Annotated in this window: 15 protein-coding genes; 1 reads left to right on the top strand and 14 read right to left on the bottom strand. The window is 46.0% G+C overall.

Annotated features, from left to right (window positions below):
* Positions 1-58: 58 nt before the first annotated feature.
* Genes DWW77_RS05195 through DWW77_RS05180 form a run of 4 tightly spaced genes read right to left on the bottom strand, consistent with a single transcriptional unit; the run spans position 59 to position 3,130 of the window.
* The gene (locus tag DWW77_RS05195; RefSeq protein ID WP_118608195.1) at positions 59-853 is read right to left on the bottom strand and encodes an immunoglobulin-like domain-containing protein; all 795 of its coding nucleotides are present in this window, start codon (positions 851-853) and stop codon (positions 59-61) included.
* Between the two features lie 51 nt (positions 854-904).
* Entirely contained in the window at positions 905-1,639 is a 735-nt protein-coding gene (locus tag DWW77_RS05190) for a YveK family protein (RefSeq protein ID WP_118608194.1), read from the bottom strand.
* 12 nt (positions 1,640-1,651) lie between these two features.
* Entirely contained in the window at positions 1,652-2,368 is a 717-nt protein-coding gene (locus tag DWW77_RS05185; protein WP_015525687.1) for a CpsB/CapC family capsule biosynthesis tyrosine phosphatase, read from the bottom strand.
* A 36-nt stretch (positions 2,369-2,404) separates the two neighbouring features.
* Complete coding sequence (locus DWW77_RS05180; protein WP_015525686.1) at positions 2,405-3,130, bottom strand: polysaccharide biosynthesis tyrosine autokinase; 726 nt, start codon at positions 3,128-3,130, stop codon at positions 2,405-2,407.
* Between the two features lie 289 nt (positions 3,131-3,419).
* Between DWW77_RS05180 and DWW77_RS05175 the strand changes: the two genes are divergently transcribed.
* Positions 3,420-4,298, top strand: coding sequence for a homocysteine S-methyltransferase family protein (locus DWW77_RS05175; protein ID WP_118608193.1), 879 nt, complete (start codon positions 3,420-3,422; stop codon positions 4,296-4,298).
* Between the two features lie 156 nt (positions 4,299-4,454).
* On the opposite strand, the gene ptsP is transcribed toward DWW77_RS05175, so the two are convergent.
* From ptsP to DWW77_RS05125, 10 genes are all read right to left on the bottom strand, one after another.
* The gene (gene ptsP / locus DWW77_RS05170) at positions 4,455-6,107 is read right to left on the bottom strand and encodes a phosphoenolpyruvate--protein phosphotransferase (protein ID WP_118608192.1); all 1,653 of its coding nucleotides are present in this window, start codon (positions 6,105-6,107) and stop codon (positions 4,455-4,457) included.
* Positions 6,108-6,136: 29 nt separating this feature from the next.
* The gene (locus tag DWW77_RS05165; protein ID WP_118608191.1) at positions 6,137-7,171 is read right to left on the bottom strand and encodes a polyamine ABC transporter substrate-binding protein; all 1,035 of its coding nucleotides are present in this window, start codon (positions 7,169-7,171) and stop codon (positions 6,137-6,139) included.
* Between the two features lie 33 nt (positions 7,172-7,204).
* Positions 7,205-9,058 carry an extracellular solute-binding protein gene (locus tag DWW77_RS05160; protein ID WP_118608190.1) on the bottom strand — a complete coding sequence of 618 codons (1,854 nt, stop codon included), beginning with the start codon at positions 9,056-9,058 and terminating at the stop codon, positions 7,205-7,207.
* 12 nt (positions 9,059-9,070) lie between these two features.
* The gene (locus DWW77_RS05155) at positions 9,071-9,889 is read right to left on the bottom strand and encodes an ABC transporter permease (protein ID WP_118514972.1); all 819 of its coding nucleotides are present in this window, start codon (positions 9,887-9,889) and stop codon (positions 9,071-9,073) included.
* On the bottom strand, positions 9,889-10,935 hold the full coding sequence (potA, locus tag DWW77_RS05150) for a spermidine/putrescine ABC transporter ATP-binding protein (protein ID WP_015525681.1): 1,047 nt from the start codon (positions 10,933-10,935) through the stop codon (positions 9,889-9,891). Before potA ends, DWW77_RS05155 begins: the two co-directional genes overlap by 1 nt.
* Positions 10,925-11,719, bottom strand: coding sequence for an ABC transporter permease (locus DWW77_RS05145; protein WP_022426292.1), 795 nt, complete (start codon positions 11,717-11,719; stop codon positions 10,925-10,927). The genes potA and DWW77_RS05145 overlap by 11 nt, the downstream gene beginning before the upstream one ends.
* Positions 11,716-12,570: an ABC transporter permease gene (locus tag DWW77_RS05140; RefSeq protein WP_118608189.1), complete on the bottom strand. Its 855-nt coding sequence runs from the start codon at positions 12,568-12,570 to the stop codon at positions 11,716-11,718. Before DWW77_RS05140 ends, DWW77_RS05145 begins: the two co-directional genes overlap by 4 nt.
* Positions 12,563-13,825: an ABC transporter ATP-binding protein gene (locus tag DWW77_RS05135; RefSeq protein WP_118608188.1), complete on the bottom strand. Its 1,263-nt coding sequence runs from the start codon at positions 13,823-13,825 to the stop codon at positions 12,563-12,565. Before DWW77_RS05135 ends, DWW77_RS05140 begins: the two co-directional genes overlap by 8 nt.
* Positions 13,826-13,929: 104 nt before the next feature.
* Positions 13,930-15,240: a peptidase dimerization domain-containing protein gene (locus tag DWW77_RS05130; protein ID WP_118608187.1), complete on the bottom strand. Its 1,311-nt coding sequence runs from the start codon at positions 15,238-15,240 to the stop codon at positions 13,930-13,932.
* A 41-nt stretch (positions 15,241-15,281) separates the two neighbouring features.
* Positions 15,282-16,109, bottom strand: a complete 828-nt coding sequence (locus DWW77_RS05125) for an HAD family hydrolase (RefSeq protein ID WP_118608186.1) — start codon at positions 16,107-16,109, stop codon at positions 15,282-15,284.
* Positions 16,110-16,345: the final 236 nt, after the last annotated feature.

Raw genomic sequence — 16,345 nt, 5'->3', positions numbered from 1 at the left:
TTTTTTTTTTTTCCCCCCCCCCCCCGGTATTTTGAAGACCAAGGATGGGTATCATGCACTATTTTACAACAACAGTCAGTACGGCTCCGTTGGAGCTGTTTCCACTGTTGTCGACTACATAATATGTAAGCTCGTAAGTTCCCGGTGCGGCTGTATTTACATCACCGGTGATCTGGATTTTTTTGAAAAGATCACTGGTTGAGTCTGTATCATCCTGGATATCCTTTACGTAGCTTAATTTATCCAACGTAGTTCCTACCGGTACCTCTACGTAATAGGTAGTCAGATACATCTTTGGATCCTGCGGAGAGAGCTGCTCGATCTTGTCTTCCTGTGTCTTCTGCGCCTGTTCCTCCGGGGTCAGTTCTCCTTCTGTGGATTCTCCACTTTCAGCATCTGTGCTGTCTGCTTCTGTCCCATCCTGCATATCTGTCTCTTCTGCCGGCTCTGTGGTGTCTGCGGAATCTCCGTCCTCTGGGAGTCCATCATTATCGATCAGTCCCAGCTGCGGATTTTCGGCGCTGCCGTCCTGAGCCTCCATGGTAAATTCTTTTTTTGTTACATTGTTGTTTTTGTCTTTTGCAACAAAGATAACGGAAACCTGTTTTCCGTCGTTCTTCGGATATATGGTTTCTACGGTAAGAGAATCTGTAACATCTCCGTCCCTGTCATCCTGTGCCTTTACACCCTTCAGAAGATCTTCTTCTGTCATATCGGATGTATAATTTGTATCTTTTCCCTCTTCAAATGTGATCTTCGGTCCTTCATTATCCTCAGAGCTCTTCATGTATACTACACCGGCTCCCATACCAAGGCAGATGACCACTAATAAAAGCACAAAAAATTTCTTCATATTTTTGCTGCTCCCGGCCTTTCCCAACACTTTGATCCGTTGTTGTTATTTTTATGCGTGACGTTTCTTTTTCTTTTTGGATTTCTTGCCCATTTTGGAAGAGTACGGAATCGTACCAAGTACACTTAATCCAAGATATTTCTCTACGTCTTCCGGTGTCTTTACGGTATCGTTTGTCAGATATACGATGATCACAACGGCTGCTGCCAGAAGGATACCCAGAAGTCCGCCGATCACACCGTTTTTCGGTACGCTTGGGCTTGACGGCTCATCCGGAATGTTTGCTGTCTCTACCACATTTACTGCCTTGATATCCATAACCTGCTGGATATGCTTGGAAGCAATATCTCTTACTGCGTTTGCGATCTCTGCCGCTGTATAAGGATCGGTATCTGTAACTGTGATGGATACTACTCGTGTATCGGTTGGTGTATCTACGGAAAGCTTCTTAAGGAGCTTCTCATGTGTCATATCCAGGTTCAGCTGTGCGATCACACCCTCGGTAACTGTACGGCTCTTGATCAGCTCCGCATAGTCCTTTGTCAGTGATGTACTCGTCTGGATATCCTGATTGGTCAGTGTGCTGCTGTCCTGCTTGGACAGTACCACGATCTTGGTTGTGGATTCATACTTCGGTGTGATCAGAAGCATGGTTCCCATAACAGCTGCCAGGCAGAAAACAATACCTGATAAAATGATAACACCCAGCTTGCTCAGTAACAGGTGAAATACCTCACCAAGATCGATCTCTACTTCGTCGTTGTTGTTAACAGTCTGATTTTCCATTTCTTTTCTCCATTACCCTGTGATTTTCCGGGGATTTTTGATAAAGATCTTCTTTACATATTCGCTCCCCATTGTTTTTTCCATTTTGGCGACACATTTGCCGATCTCCGGGATACGCTCCGTCTTACGGTGTCCGTCGGAACCGACAAAATCCAGAAGCCCATGCTTCATGACTTTCCGTGCGAAGGTTTTCGCCCCGAATCCGTCCTGACCGCTGATGGTATCTGCGTTGACCTGGATATGTGCTCCCATATCCTTCAGCTCTGTCAGGAATCCGATATCGTTCCGGGTGGCCTTATAACGTTCCACATGAGCGATGATCGGGATAAAACCATTCATCAGAAGACTTCTGACCCGTTCTTCAATATAATTTTTCTCATCTCCGTTGCTGAATTCCACAAGCACATATCTGGAACCTGCAAGGGTAAGCCGCCGCCCCTTCTTAAGGCATTCCACCATATCCATGCTGGAATGGAGTTCACAGCCCAGATAAAGCCTCATGCCTTCATCACCAATATTCATGGCTGCTCTGCGCAGCTGCATGAACTGTCTTGTCACAATGTTCATATGCGGCTCAAACATATCATACCGGAAATGTGGTGTCAGGATCACATGACGTACGCCCTCCTGATACTCCTTATTGAGCATCCAGAGTGATTCTTCCATGTTTCTTGCACCGTCATCCACCCCGGGGAGGATATGACAATGAATATCATAAAGTCCCTTCATTAAAATAACCCACTCATTTCTGTTGTCAATGTCTTTTTATTTACTGCTGCTCTCACCATAATCTCCGTAGGAACCATACTTGCCGTACTTGCCGTATTTACCATACTTGCCATAGTGACCGTAATTGCCGGCCTTGCTGTAGTCCACCTTGTTCAGGATGGTTCCCAGGATCGGGCAGTTGCTCTTGGCAAGCTGATCTCTTACTTCCTGTACAAAACGATAGCTGATGGTACCGGATTCAACGACGATTACAGATCCGTCACAGGAATCTGCTATGATAGCACTGTCGATGATCAGTCCAAGCGGCGGTGTATCTACAATAACGTAATCATAAACATCTCTTACCACACGGATCATATCCTTGAAAAGTCTGTTTCCGAGAAGCTCTGCCGGGTTCGGAGGTACGATACCGGAGAAGATAATATGGAACTTCGGAAGTGTAGTGGCACAGATCACGTCGGAAAGCTTGGCCTGCTTGGAAAGATAATGGGCAAGTCCCATAACCTCCTGGTCTACCGTCACACGTCCCATCAAAACGGATTTACGCAGATCGGCATCGATCAGAAGCACAGATTTGCCGCTCTCAGCAAGAGAGGCAGCAAGATTAAATGCCACACTGCTCTTTCCCTCATTAGGAGTACAGCTGGTAAGTGCGATCACTTTCTTATCTGCTCCGCAGAACTGGATATTTGTTCGCAGAGCTTTATAAGCCTCATCCATCTGGTGATCAGACTTCCAGTTGCTCAGTTTAACTTTAATCATAATTCCTTTTCACCTTTACCTTTATGTTCTATCTGATGACAGTCTCGCCCCTTGGGCATGTCTACAGATTATTATACAATCCAATTTCCTAATACGCAAGTTCTTTATTCGACAGAAAAGCCGCTAAATATGTACAATTTGCCTAATTTTTATTTTCCTGCTCAGAAACAGGATAGATTATTTTTATTCCCTGTGTTAAAATAAATCCACGGCAATGAGTGCAGCGGTTACAGGAGGAGCCCTATTTTTTGCCAACCGTGATTGGCTGCCATAAGGAGGATATAAACATATGACAAAACAGGAATTTCAGAAACTGACCGAAGATCATGTCCTGCTGCTGGATGGTGCTACCGGCTCCAACCTGATGAAGGCCGGCATGCCACGTGGTGTCTGCACAGAGAGCTGGGTGCTTGAGCACAAGGATGTGATCCAGTCTCTGCAGAAGGCATACATCGAGGCAGGAAGCCATATCATCTATGCGCCTACCTTCGGCGGAAACCGTATTAACCTCACTATGCACGGGCTGGAGGATCAGATCGAACAGATCAATCATACCCTGGCCGGCTATTCAAAGGAGATCGCACCGGAGGGTGTTTTAGTAGCAGGTGATATCACCACCACCGGCAAGATGATGGCACCGGCCGGTGACATGACTTACGAAAAAGCCTTCGAAGTCTATCAGGAACAGATCGGCTATCTCCGTGACGCAGGTGTGGACCTGATCGTAGCGGAAACCATGATCAACATCGAGGAGACACTGGCTGCTGTAGACGCCTGCCAGAGTGTCTGCGAGCTTCCTATCATCTGTACCGTGACTGTAGAAGCAGACGGAAGTATCTTCAGCGGCGGAAATGCCATAGAGGCTGCCATGTCTCTGGAAGCTGCAGGTGCAGACGCTGTCGGCATCAACTGCTCGGTTGGCCCGGATCAGCTGGTATCGGTTATCCGCAATATCAAAGAGAACGTTTCCATTCCGGTCATCGCCAAACCCAATGCGGGAATGCCCCAGATCGATGATCTTGGAAATGCAGTTTACAGCATGACCCCTGCGGATTTCGCAGGTTATATGAAGGTGCTTGTGGACAACGGTGCTTCCGTGATCGGCGGATGCTGTGGTACCACACCGGAGTTTATTTCGGAAACCGCGCAGGTACTTGGACTTCGATAACTTTGACCGGAACAGATATTTTTCCACGCACTGCTTCAATTGAGAACAGCAATAAGCCGTGAGTGGAAGATTCCGTCAAAAAAATCCTGAGGATCCTATGTGAGATATCAACAGATATCAACATAGAAATTCTCAGGATTTTTGTTTTTTCGGATATTATTTCTCTTTTACTGCTTCCGCCGGCCGGTTTGCCTTATCCGCGTAGGAGCTGCGGATCGCTTTTCGCACAGGAAGTACACAGGCGGGAACAACGGAAAGGCCGTCCACTCCCATCTGGATAAAAGCTTCGGTAAGATTGGAATCTGCTGCCAGCTCTCCGCATATGTAAACTTCACATCCTGACTTATGTCCTGCCTCTGTTACCATGCGGATCATCTTTACAAGCGCCGGATGATGATCGTTGTATTTATCCTTCAAAAGAAGATTCTGCCTGTCCATGGCCAGAGTATACTGGGTCAGGTCATTGGTTCCGAGGCTCAGAAAATCCACACGTTTTCCAAGTTCTTCACTGATCATGACCGCTGCCGGTGTCTCGATCATAATTCCGGTACGGATGTTTTTGTAAGGAATGTTCTTCTCATCCAGACCCTTTTTTACCTCCCGGATCAGCTTCTCGATCTCATCCAGCTCATCCTCGGACGTGATCATCGGATACATCAGGTTGATATTTCCATAGGCACTTGCACGATAAATAGCCCGAAGCTGCGCTTTGAACATTTTTTTGCGATCAAGGCAGAGGCGGATGCCACGGTTTCCCATCATAGGATTGACCTCATCAGGAATTGCCATATATTCTGCCTGACGGTCTGCCCCCAGGTCCACGGTGCGGATCACTGCCGGACGGTCTGCCATACCCTCGGCTATTTTTTTATAGGCACGGAACAGCTCATTCTCTCTTGGATAATTCTCTCTTCCGAGATACTGGAATTCACTTCGGAGAAGGCCGATACCTGCCGCTCCGTAATAAAGAACCGTATTCAGATCGTCCAGATTTCCGATGTTTGCCAGAAGCTTGATCTCCTTGCCATCGGCTGTGATATCCTTCTGGTTCCGAAGTCTCAAAAGTTCTTCCCGTTCTTCCTTATCTGCTGCATGACGGATCTCATATTCCTTAAGAAGCTCCGGCTCCGGATCGATATACAGTGTCCCTGTATACCCATCTACAATAGCCATATGGCCATCCCATTCTTTCTCTATCTCCACCTCGACCAGGGTGGGGACTTCCATGGATTTTGCCATGATCGATACATGGGAAATTACAGACCCCTGATGCATGACTACCGCCAGAAGACTGGCTTTGTTCATCTCCAGAAGTTCATTGGGGGAAAGCTGCTCTGCTGCAAGGATCACCGGCTCATCTCCCAGATTGATCCGTGCATGGGAGCCACCCATGGCGCCGATCAGCAGCTCGGAGATCTCCCTGATATTTTCGATCTGTTCTTTGACAGCCTCGTCCTCCAGCTTGCGGAACACATTGGCAAGCTCATCCCTGGTTGTCTGGACTGCGTAAGCTGCACTGACCTTTTCTGTCGTGATCATGCTTTCCACGGCCCGCTGGAAGCTGCCGCCACTTAAGAGCTTCAGCTGCCGTTTCAAGGTCAGCTCCTGCTCTTTTGGGAGGGGTGCTCCGTTTTTATACATGTGCTGGATCTGGTTCTTTACCGCTGTTCTTGCATTATCCAGACGATCCAGTTCCTTTTTTACATTGTCTACCATGGACTGACGGATCTGATATTCGCCTCTGTGGTAATACAGTATTTTTCCAATGGCTATTCCGGAAAAAGCGGATGTACCTTTGTATATCTCCAACTGAAAAACCCCCTTACTGGTCCGTCTGCTCAATCGCAGGCAGCTTTAAACTCTGTCCAGATCTTATTGTATTCCTGCTCTGCTTCCTGGCTTACATTCTGTACGATCTCACCCTTTGTCACACTGTCCGGAACAACCAGGCTCTCGTCTACCAGATCATCTGCTGCCTTGTTTGTATTGTAGTATCCGATATAGTTGATGCACTGTGCAGATACTTCCGGCTCCAGGATATAATTGATAAATTCATTGGCAGCCTTCGCATTCGGTGCTTCACTTGGCACAAACATTCCCATAATACCAAATCCAAGACCTTCCTCCGGATAAACCACCTTAAGATCCGGATTATCCTTCAGTGCCTGTGTTACCTGTGATGTATAAAGAAATGCCACGCTTGCCTCTCCGTTGAGAAGGGCATTCTGTGTATTGTCATCCTGGATCATACGAATGTTCGGTGCCAGCTCTTTCAGCTTCTCACCGGTCTTGTCGATCACGGCTACATCTTCTTCGTTCATGCTCTCCCCCATGGAAAGCTGTGTGATGCCACAGATCACGCGGTAATTACCTACGATGGCAATGCTGTCCTCCAGAGACTTATCCCAGAGATCCTTGTATCCTTTAATGTCGATATCTACCTGCTCCGGATCATAAACGATCAGTGGGATTCCTGCTCCGTAAGGTACTGTATATTCGTCATCCGGATCATAAAACTGTCCCTGATAAAGGGGGTTGATGTTCTTAAAATTGGAAACGGTATCCTTGTCGATCTTCTGGACAAGTCCTTCTTTTACCGCGCTGTCGATAATGTAATCATCTGCAATTACCACATCGTAATCGCCGCCCTTTGCCTGGGAAAGCTTCTCAAGCATGGTCTCATCGGTATCAAAGTTGGAATATACCACCTTGGTCCCTGTTTCTTTTTCAAAATCATCCAGCACTTCCTGCGGAAACATTCCGTCCCATGTATAAAGTACCAGTTCATCCTTATCCTTTGCACTGACACCTGTTATCATAGATGTTCCAAGTACCGCACATAACATGATCGCTGCTGCTTTTTTTGATTTCATAGAACCTCCTTCATGTCTCTCTCTGACGTCTTGTTATTTTGCTTTTACCTTTGTCCAAAGCTCTGCAAATTTCTGCTTGGTCTTTGGCTTCTGGTATCCGAAGATCTCATTCTTTGGATTGTCGATCTGTGGAATATAGGAAGAAATTCCCTCATAAGTTCCGTTCTTCATCTCCTCGAATGCACTCTTTACAGTAGAAGTATATCCTACTTCTTCGGTATTGGAAAGAGCATTTTCATCATCCAGCATAAAATTGATGAACTCATGAGCCAGATCTACTTCATTGCAGTCCTTGGTGATGACCATGGCATCATACCAGGTATTGGTTCCCTGCTGCGGAGTGTAATAGCCAAGCTCCGGATTTTCGCTGATGATATAGGAAGCATCTCCGGAATAAACAACCGCCATTGCCTTGTTTCCTGAGATCATGTTGTCGATCACATCATCACCTGCATAGATCGGATCCATGGTATCTCTCTGCCGGATCAGCCACTCATAAGCCTGTTGGATTTCATCAGGATTCTTTGTGTTCATGGAATACCCCAGCGCTTTCAGGGCGATCATAAAGGAATCCCTTTCGGAATCATACATATAAAGATCTCCCTTATATTTTTCATCGCAGAGAATATTCCAGCCTTCTTTGTCAAGATCCTCCTGAGAGACTACATTCTTATTATAAAGGATTCCTACAGTTCCCCAGAAATACGGACAGGAATAACGATTTCCCGGATCATAGTCCTTATTCTGAACCTCGGGAAGAAGATTTTTGCTGTTTGGGATCTTTTTCCAGTCAAGGGCCTGAAGATATTCCTCCTTGATCAGTCTTTCGATCATATAATCTGACGGAACCAGAACATCGTAGGTTTCACCACTGGCCAGCTTGGTGTACATCATCTCATTGGACTCGAAGGTTTCATATACAACAGTACAGTTATACTGCTTCTCAAATTTGTCCAGAAGACTCAGGTCCATATATTCTCCGGCATTATATACACGAAGCACATGGCTTCCCTGACTTACGATCGTCCACTTTCCCAATACCAGGACAACCGCAGCAGCTGTGACAACCGCAACGATCCTTCTTTTTTTCGGATCCATTTTTTTCACGGTGGAGGCCTGAAGCTTCGGCATGATCAGATTTGCAAAAAGAAGCACCAGCACAATGACCACGATCACAATAGTAGAAAGGGCGTTGATGGTGGGATTGATGCGCTTTGTCATATTATATACAACAATGGATATATTTTTTACTCCGTTTCCGGAAACAAAGTAGGAAATTACGAAATCGTCAAAGGACATGGTAAAGGCCAGGAGCGCTCCCGCAAAAATCCCTTCTTTGATCATGGGCACGATAACCTTGGTAAGTGCCTGATATGGCGTTGCACCAAGATCCATGGCTGCATTGGCAAGGTTCGGATCCAGGCTTCGTACCTTCGGATATACACTGGTGATCACATAGGGCGTACAGAATGCGATATGTGCCAGCAGCATGGTCAGATAGCCTTTCGTCATTCCCAGAGAAGAAAACAGCAGCATCAGACCAATCGCGGTTACGATCTCCGGATTCAAAATTGGAAAGTTATTGATGGTAAGGACCATCTCCTTCAGCACCTTTCTGGATTTTGAAAGTCCGATGGCTGTGATGGTTCCCAGCACTGTGGAAATAACAGTTGCCAGAATTGCCACTGTGACCGAAACATAAACTGCCTTACTGATCTCCATGTTGTTTATCAGCTCTCCGTACCAGCGCAGGGAAAATCCTGTAAATCTGGTCAGGGACTTGGATGAGTTAAAGGAAAAGATCATAGTCACAAGGATCGGAAGGTAAAAAAATGCCAGACACAGCACTACGTATAATTTTGAAAATATGGTATTTTTTCTTTTCATCTCCTGCCTCCTTTAATCGTCCTGGGTATCCATCTTCTTCATCAGGCTCATAAAGATCAGGATGATCACTGCCAGTATCAGAGAGATGGCACTTCCGAAGTTCCAGTCGCCTACAGAAATAAACTGTGACTCGATGAGATTACCGATCAGCATGTACTGGCCGCCGCCGAGAAGCTTTGGAATAACGAAGGTTGATATGGACAGAAGGAACACCATCATGATACCATTGACCACACCCGGCATGGAAAGCTTCCAGGTGATCTTCCAGAAGGTCTGGAAGGGATTGGCACCAAGGTCGTTGGCCGCTTCGATCAGTGACTTGTCCATTTTACTTAAGGATGTATGGATTGGAATGATCATAAACGGCATAAAGTTACAGACAAGGCCCACGATAACGGAAAAATCTGTATACATCATGGTGATCGGTGAGATTCCCAGCATTTTCAGAAGGTTGTTCACCAGACCATTGTCAGAAAGAATGTTCATCCATGCATAGGTACGGAGAAGCATGTTGATCCACATGGGAATGGTGACCATAAGGATCAGAAAGCTCTGCACCTTTTCGGAATATTTGGAGATAATGTACGCCAGCGGATACCCGCAGACCAGGCAGATCAGTGTGGTCAGGATACCTAGGCGGAAGGATTTCAGGATAACACTTAAATATGTAGCTTCCAGAAATTTTGCAAAATTCGCCCATGTAAAATGCAGGGTCAGAACTTCATTTCCATCTGAGGTAAATGCATAAAGCACGATCAGGATCAATGGTACCACGATCAGGATCGAAGCCCAGATGATATACGGCTTGATCAGATGCTTAAACTGTTTCATTAGTATCCTCCCATTCTGCACATAACATGGATATCCTCAGGACCAAACTTCAGTCCCACTTCACGTCCCACTTCTGCATAATCGGTAGTGTGCACCATGTATGTGCGAAGCTCCGTCTCAACCAGGATCTCATAATGCACGCCCTTGAACGTAATGTTCCGTACAGTTCCTCTGATCTTGGCCTGATCCGGTTCCACAATATCCAGATCCTCCGGGCGAAGAACAACCTCAATGGCTTCGTTGTCCTCAAATCCCTTGTCTACACATTCAAAACGGAAACCATCAAACTCCACAAGGAAATCCCTGATCATTGTTCCTTCTATAATATTGGACTCTCCGATAAAGCCGGCAACAAAACGGTTCTCCGGCTCATTATAGATATCTGTCGGGCTGCCGATCTGCTGGATCTCACCGTTGTTCATGACTACTACCGTATCAGACATGGAAAGTGCCTCCTCCTGGTCATGGGTAACATAGATAAAGGTGATCCCTACCTCTCTCTGAATCTTTTTCAGCTCGATCTGCATCTGCTTACGGATCTTGGCATCCAGTGCGCCGAGTGGCTCATCCAGCAGAAGAACCTTCGGCTCATTGACAAGAGCTCTGGCAATGGCAACTCGCTGCTGCTGTCCACCGGAAAGAAGTGTAACATCTCTTTTTTCGAAGCCTTCCAGCCCTACCATTTTCAGCATTCTTTTTACCTTCTGCTCAATAACAGATTTATCTACCTTTTTCAGATTCAGGCCGAAACCGATATTGTCCATAACATTGAGATGCGGAAACAATGCATATTTCTGGAATACCGTGTTGATCTCTCTTTTATATGGAGGCAGCTTGGAGATCTCAATTCCGTTAAACAGTACCTCTCCGCCGCTTGGCTCCTCAAAGCCGGCAATGATCCTTAAAGTTGTTGTCTTTCCACAGCCGCTGGGTCCCAGAAGCGTAAGGAATTCGTTTTCGTGAATGTCCAGATTAATGCCCCGGAGCACCTGCTGGTCATCAAAGTTTTTTGTGAGATTTTTTAACTCGATCAGTTTATTGCTCATCTTTTATATTCCCCTTCCCGCGTTTTCCTGCGATCAGATATACTGCCAGTACCAGAAGGATCACTCCCAGCATTATGGTACAAAGTGCATTGATCTCCGGCGTAACGCCTGTTTTCATCTGTGTGTAAACTTTTATCGGCAGCGTGGATACACGTGGCCCGGTTACAAAAATGCTGATCACCACATCGTCCATGGACATGGCAAAGGCCAGCAGAGAGCCGGATATAACAGCCGGCATGATCAGCGGCAGGGTAATGTCCCAGAAGGCCCGAAAGGAACCGGCACCAAGATCTCTGGCTGCCTCTTCCAGGGACGGATCCATTCCCACAAGCCTTGCTTTTACCTCCATCAAAATATAGGGCACGCAGAAAACCGTGTGTCCGATCAGAAGTGTCAGCATTCCAAATGGCAGGTTCAGCATATAGAAAAATGCCATCAGTACCATTCCCAGAATGATCTCCGGGATCATCAGAGGCAGAATGGAAATATACTCCATCACCCCTTTTGTTTTCCAGTGGATCCTGGAAAGTCCTACAGCTCCCAGTGTTCCGATCACTGCAGATACCCCACAGCTGGACACCGCCAGGATCAGACTGTTTTTCAATGCCTGGATCAGATCCCTGTCCTGAAACAGTTCCTGATACCATTTCAGGGAAAAACCGGTAAAGCGCACCGGAAGTCTTGCTTCATTAAACGAAAATACCACTACCACACCAATGGGCAGATACATAAGGAAAAACAGGATTCCCAGGTACAGTCCTGAAAGCTTTGAGTTCTTTTTCATCCGATTCCCTCCAGTTCCTTCACATTGGTAAGCTTCCGATATAATATGATCATCAGAGTTGTCAGTATCATCAGTACCACAGCCAGTGCTGCGGCAAAGGGCCAGTTATTGCCTCTTGTCATCTGCTCCTGGATCAGACTTCCCACAAGTACGATCTTGTTTCCGCCCAGGATATCCGCAATAAAAAACAGACCCATAGACGGAATAAAGGTAAGTATCACTCCGGAAAGAAGTCCCGGCAAAGTCAGCTTAAAGGTGATGCTCCAGAAGGCCTTCCATCTGCTGGCTCCGAGATCTCTGGCAGCTTCCACAAGGGACCAGTCCAGCTTTTCCGCACTGGAATATACGGACAGTGCCATAAACGGCAGCAATACATAGATCATACCGATCACGATTGCAGGATAACTGTACAGGATTTTTAAGGGCTCCTGGATGATGCCAAGCTTCATCAGCAGATAATTCAGAAGGCCCTTTTTCTGGAGAATGATGATCCAGCCATAAAGACGGATCAGGGAATTCACCCAGAAAGGCAGCATCAGGAAAAGCATGGCCAGCTTCTTTTTGCCCCCGGAAAGCTTTGCCATAAAGTATCCGAAGGGGTAGCCCACCAGACAGATGATCAAAGTGCTGGTGAGCGCAAGGCGGAAGGATCCCGTAAAGGTCTGCAGGTATACAGGCTCCAGGATCTGCTTGTAATTATCCAGAGTAAATTTCCAGTTCACGCCGTAGCCGCCGTCTGCTGTGGAAAAGCTCAGTGCAACTACATACAGAAGAGGCAGTGCGACGAAGATCAGTGTAAAAAGGTACAGCGGCAGGATCATCCATACGGAGCCTGCTCTGTGCTTACGCATGGGTACCTCCTGCACAGGGACCTGACTGATCCGGCAATACTTCTTCTGATCTTTCTTCCCGATCTACCAGCACTGCATCTGTAGGAAGAAAACAGCAGCGCACCTTTTCTCCTACACTGACATTTGTATCAATGCCGTAACGGCTTGCCACGATTTCCTGACCTTCCGAAGTTTTCAAAACAACACGGAGCTGGCCGCCGGCGAAGGTTTTTTCAATGACTTCGGCGGTTAAGCCATCGCAACTGTCCTCTGTGTTTTTTTCTGCGGGTTCATGTACACTCTTTTGTGTGTTTTCTGACGTGCAATTCGGCGTGCTTTGTTGTGCATTTTTTTTATTTTCTTCAAACCGGATATTTTCGCTTCTTACTGCGATGGTAACCTTTTCTCCTTTTTGCGGAAAAAATCCTCTGTCAGATCTGACTGCGGTGTCCATTGATACTTCTACTTTTCCGGCATCAGTTCTTACGGTGATCTGAGCGGAAGTACCGTCAATCTCCTCTTCCGCAATGCTTTCCACAATACCGGTCAGGATATTGGCATTTCCAACAAAGGTTGCCACATAGCTGGTCTTCGGATGATTATAGATCTCATCCGGCGTCCCGATCTGCTCAAAGCGTCCGTGGTTCATCACAGCGATCGTATCAGACATGTTGATGGCTTCTTCCTGATCGTGAGTGATATAGATAAAGGTGATCCCCAGCTTCTTCTGCAGGCGCTTCAGCTCGTGCTGCATGGCACGCCTCAGCTGCAGATCCAGCGCACCAAGGGGTTCGTCCAGAAGAAGTACCTCCGGATTGTTCACAAGTGCTCTGGCTATGGCCACACGCTGGCGCTGACCGCCGGAAAGCTCTGACGGCTTACGCCTCTCAAAGCCCGGAAGCTGAACAAGCTCCAGCATTTTTTTGACTCTTCTGCTGATCTCCGCTTTCGATGTTTTTTTCAATTTCAGCCCATATCCAATGTTATCTGCTACATTCATATGGGGAAAAAGTGCATAATTCTGGAACACTGTGTTCACATTGCGCTGATTCGGTTCCAGGGATGTCACATCCTTTCCATCCAGAAAAACCTGGCCGGAATCTGGCTGTTCCAGGCCTGCAATGATCCGCAGTGTGGTGGTTTTTCCACAGCCGGAAGACCCCAGCAGAGTGACAAATTCTCCTTTTTTTGCTGTAAGACAGATGCTTTCCAGGACGTCCTCACCTTCCTGGAAGCTCTTTTTTATGTTTTTCAGTTCTAATGAAATTTCGGACATTTCGTTCTCCTTCTGTTTGCTATGATATCCGCCCCCTGCATGGGACTTTCCTGATATAAGATTGCTTATTGTACTCTCGCAGGGGATTCTCCTGATTAGGTTAACTACTCATTTTCATGAAAATTATCTCGTATATACTGACAATAAGTTTCTTTATTAAATACAGGTTTAAATTCCCGACAGATTTTTTTTGCTTCTTTTGCCTGATCACAGAGAAGACGATACGTAGTCAGTGCCAGAAGCTTGGCTGGTTTGATATATGCCAGTTCTTCATCCATGATCTTAAAATCTGCTCCGTGAAGTTTTCCCGCAAATCCTCCGAATGTAAAATTCAGCACTGGAAACAGATGGGTCAGGTCTCCTACGTCGGTACAGGCGTTGTTAAAATCTGCCGGCTTTGAGCACCGGTACGTAGCGTCCAGAAGCTTTACAGATTCTTCCATCACTTTATCCGCACCTCTGTGCAGGATCGGCATATATCCCTGAAGCGGTTCTCTTTCGATCGTACCACCGAATGCATAGGCAGCTCCGTCATAGGCACGATCCATTTTTTCCTGTGTTGCCCGGATCGCATCCAGAGACGCTGCACGGACTTTTGTTTCGATCACCGCTTCGTCCGGAACTGCATTGATCACATCCCCGGCTTTTCGGATCACGTTGTGAAGACGCACATGGTCTTCCTCCCGGAAGGTTTCCCGCATCAGTCCCATCATCTGGATGGCACTGGAAGTAATACTTAATGCATTGACACCATCCCATGGATCAATGGCTGCATGTGCGGCTTTTCCTCTTACTGTCACTCGTTCTGCGGAAAATCCGTTGCATGCCGCATTTCCCAGGTAAAAATCTTCTTCTACCGGCATCATGTGCACATGTGTGGTCAAAATAATGTCTGAATGATCAAATTCTCCAAGCCGGATCAGCTCGCTTTTTCCGGATGCCGGGAAGCCGATTTCCTCTTTCCGAAGCCGTGCACGTTTATCTGCATCAATGTATTCTTCCGCCGGAACGGCAAAAAAAGATACGGACCCAGACAGAGAGGCTTGAACCTCCTCATTGGTCAGTGCCAATGCTGCGCCGATCATGGCTGCAATCTGTGCGTGGTGTCCGCATGCATGTGCTGTCCCATTAACGGGATCAGCCATCGGATGCGACTTACATCCGATGGCGTCAAGTTCTCCGATAATCGTAACGTTCGGTCCGTCCTGTTCCATCCACTCAGCGCGGACTCCTGTGCGTGCAAGTCCTCCATGCACACGAAGTCCCAGGCCACGCAAAAAAGCCGCAACATATGCGGCTGTTCTCTCCTCATAAAATCCCGGCTCCGGATGGCTCTGGATATCCTTCGCAAAGGCTATGATCTCATCTCTGTGTTCATCTATAGTCTGAATGATCTTTTCTTCAATATGATTCATGTCTTATAACCTCCATTTTCCGCAGGTTAAGCTATATGATATCATAAAACAGTTGATTTGGAAATAGATATTTTCTGGAGATATTTCGCTACTCCGTCGTTTTCATTGGAACCGATAATCCCGGTTGCCACAGCTTTCAGTTCACTCACTGCATTTTCCACTGCATAGGCTTCATCCGCTATTTTAAACATATCAATATCATTTTTTCCATCACCAAAAACAACTAATCTGTCACATTCCAGTTTTTGTTTTAGCTGCAAAGCAGCCTGCGCTTTGGATGCTTTTTGCGGCATGATCTCCAGCCACTGCTCTCCTGTGTAGATGTCCTTCTGATAAACAACATGATATTTATTTTTATATTTATGATAAAATGGTTCCAGCTTCTCCGGCTTATCAATGCAGGTGATATAAAAAAGATCTCCATACATCAATTCAGACTCTGTAGTTACAATATTCGTACGTTTGTCACCTTTCCTGCTGTTTAAAAATGCCTGCATTCCACTTGTTGCCTTTGCCGCTATATAAGAAAACTTTTCAACATTATCCTGATATGAATATATGATCGGATATATTTCGTGTGCAAAAAGATCCCTCAATACCTCATATATATCCTCTTCAAAATAATTGGCAATAAGGATTTCCTCTGTTATATTATCTTTCACAAATGCCCCATTGTATATAATAAGAGGTAAGTGTGTGTTAAGGCCTTCTGTTACTTTTTTTGCCGTATTTAAGGAACGAGCTGTTGCATAGGAAAATAACATGCCTGAAGAAGTTAAAGCATTGATTGTTTTTATTGTATATGAAGATAGAGTTTCATTTTTTCGCAAAAGAGTTCCGTCGAGATCTGATACGTATAGTGTTTTCATAAATAAATCCTTTCGTTTTACTATGGGCTGTAGATAGGGAAACTTTTTTCAGTTGACAGGGAAATTGATGATAAAATATTTCTTTATTATAGCACAAAAAAAGTGGCTGTTTAAGCCACTTTTTACGATTGTATATTCAAAACTACATACATGTTCTGTTGATGATCGTTAATCTTTTTTGAATCAATTCTTAACCTGCGTTTCTTGGTCAAGCCCTCACCCGATTAGTAACAGTC

Source organism: Ruminococcus sp. AF17-12, assembly GCF_003479245.1.
GTDB lineage: Bacteria > Bacillota > Clostridia > Lachnospirales > Lachnospiraceae > Blautia_A > Blautia_A fusiformis.
Note: the sequence above shows the minus strand (reverse complement) of the source record. Positions and strands in the feature narration are given on the sequence as shown.

Excerpts from the sequence above, each read along its gene's own strand:
- DWW77_RS05130 (WP_118608187.1), bottom strand. The coding sequence starts at position 15,240 with ATGAATCATATTGAAGAAAAGATCATTCAGACTATAGATGAACACAGA.
- DWW77_RS05145 (WP_022426292.1), bottom strand. The coding sequence starts at position 11,719 with ATGAAAAAGAACTCAAAGCTTTCAGGACTGTACCTGGGAATCCTGTTT.
- DWW77_RS05190 (WP_118608194.1), bottom strand. The coding sequence starts at position 1,639 with ATGGAAAATCAGACTGTTAACAACAACGACGAAGTAGAGATCGATCTT.
- DWW77_RS05195 (WP_118608195.1), bottom strand. The coding sequence starts at position 853 with ATGAAGAAATTTTTTGTGCTTTTATTAGTGGTCATCTGCCTTGGTATG.
- DWW77_RS05160 (WP_118608190.1), bottom strand. The coding sequence starts at position 9,058 with ATGAAAAGAAAAAATACCATATTTTCAAAATTATACGTAGTGCTGTGT.
- DWW77_RS05180 (WP_015525686.1), bottom strand. The coding sequence starts at position 3,130 with ATGATTAAAGTTAAACTGAGCAACTGGAAGTCTGATCACCAGATGGAT.
- DWW77_RS05140 (WP_118608189.1), bottom strand. The coding sequence starts at position 12,570 with ATGCGTAAGCACAGAGCAGGCTCCGTATGGATGATCCTGCCGCTGTAC.
- DWW77_RS05135 (WP_118608188.1), bottom strand. The coding sequence starts at position 13,825 with ATGTCCGAAATTTCATTAGAACTGAAAAACATAAAAAAGAGCTTCCAG.
- DWW77_RS05155 (WP_118514972.1), bottom strand. The coding sequence starts at position 9,889 with ATGAAACAGTTTAAGCATCTGATCAAGCCGTATATCATCTGGGCTTCG.
- DWW77_RS05175 (WP_118608193.1), top strand. The coding sequence starts at position 3,420 with ATGACAAAACAGGAATTTCAGAAACTGACCGAAGATCATGTCCTGCTG.
- potA (WP_015525681.1), bottom strand. The coding sequence starts at position 10,935 with ATGAGCAATAAACTGATCGAGTTAAAAAATCTCACAAAAAACTTTGAT.
- DWW77_RS05185 (WP_015525687.1), bottom strand. The coding sequence starts at position 2,368 with ATGAAGGGACTTTATGATATTCATTGTCATATCCTCCCCGGGGTGGAT.
- DWW77_RS05165 (WP_118608191.1), bottom strand. The coding sequence starts at position 7,171 with ATGAAATCAAAAAAAGCAGCAGCGATCATGTTATGTGCGGTACTTGGA.
- DWW77_RS05125 (WP_118608186.1), bottom strand. The coding sequence starts at position 16,109 with ATGAAAACACTATACGTATCAGATCTCGACGGAACTCTTTTGCGAAAA.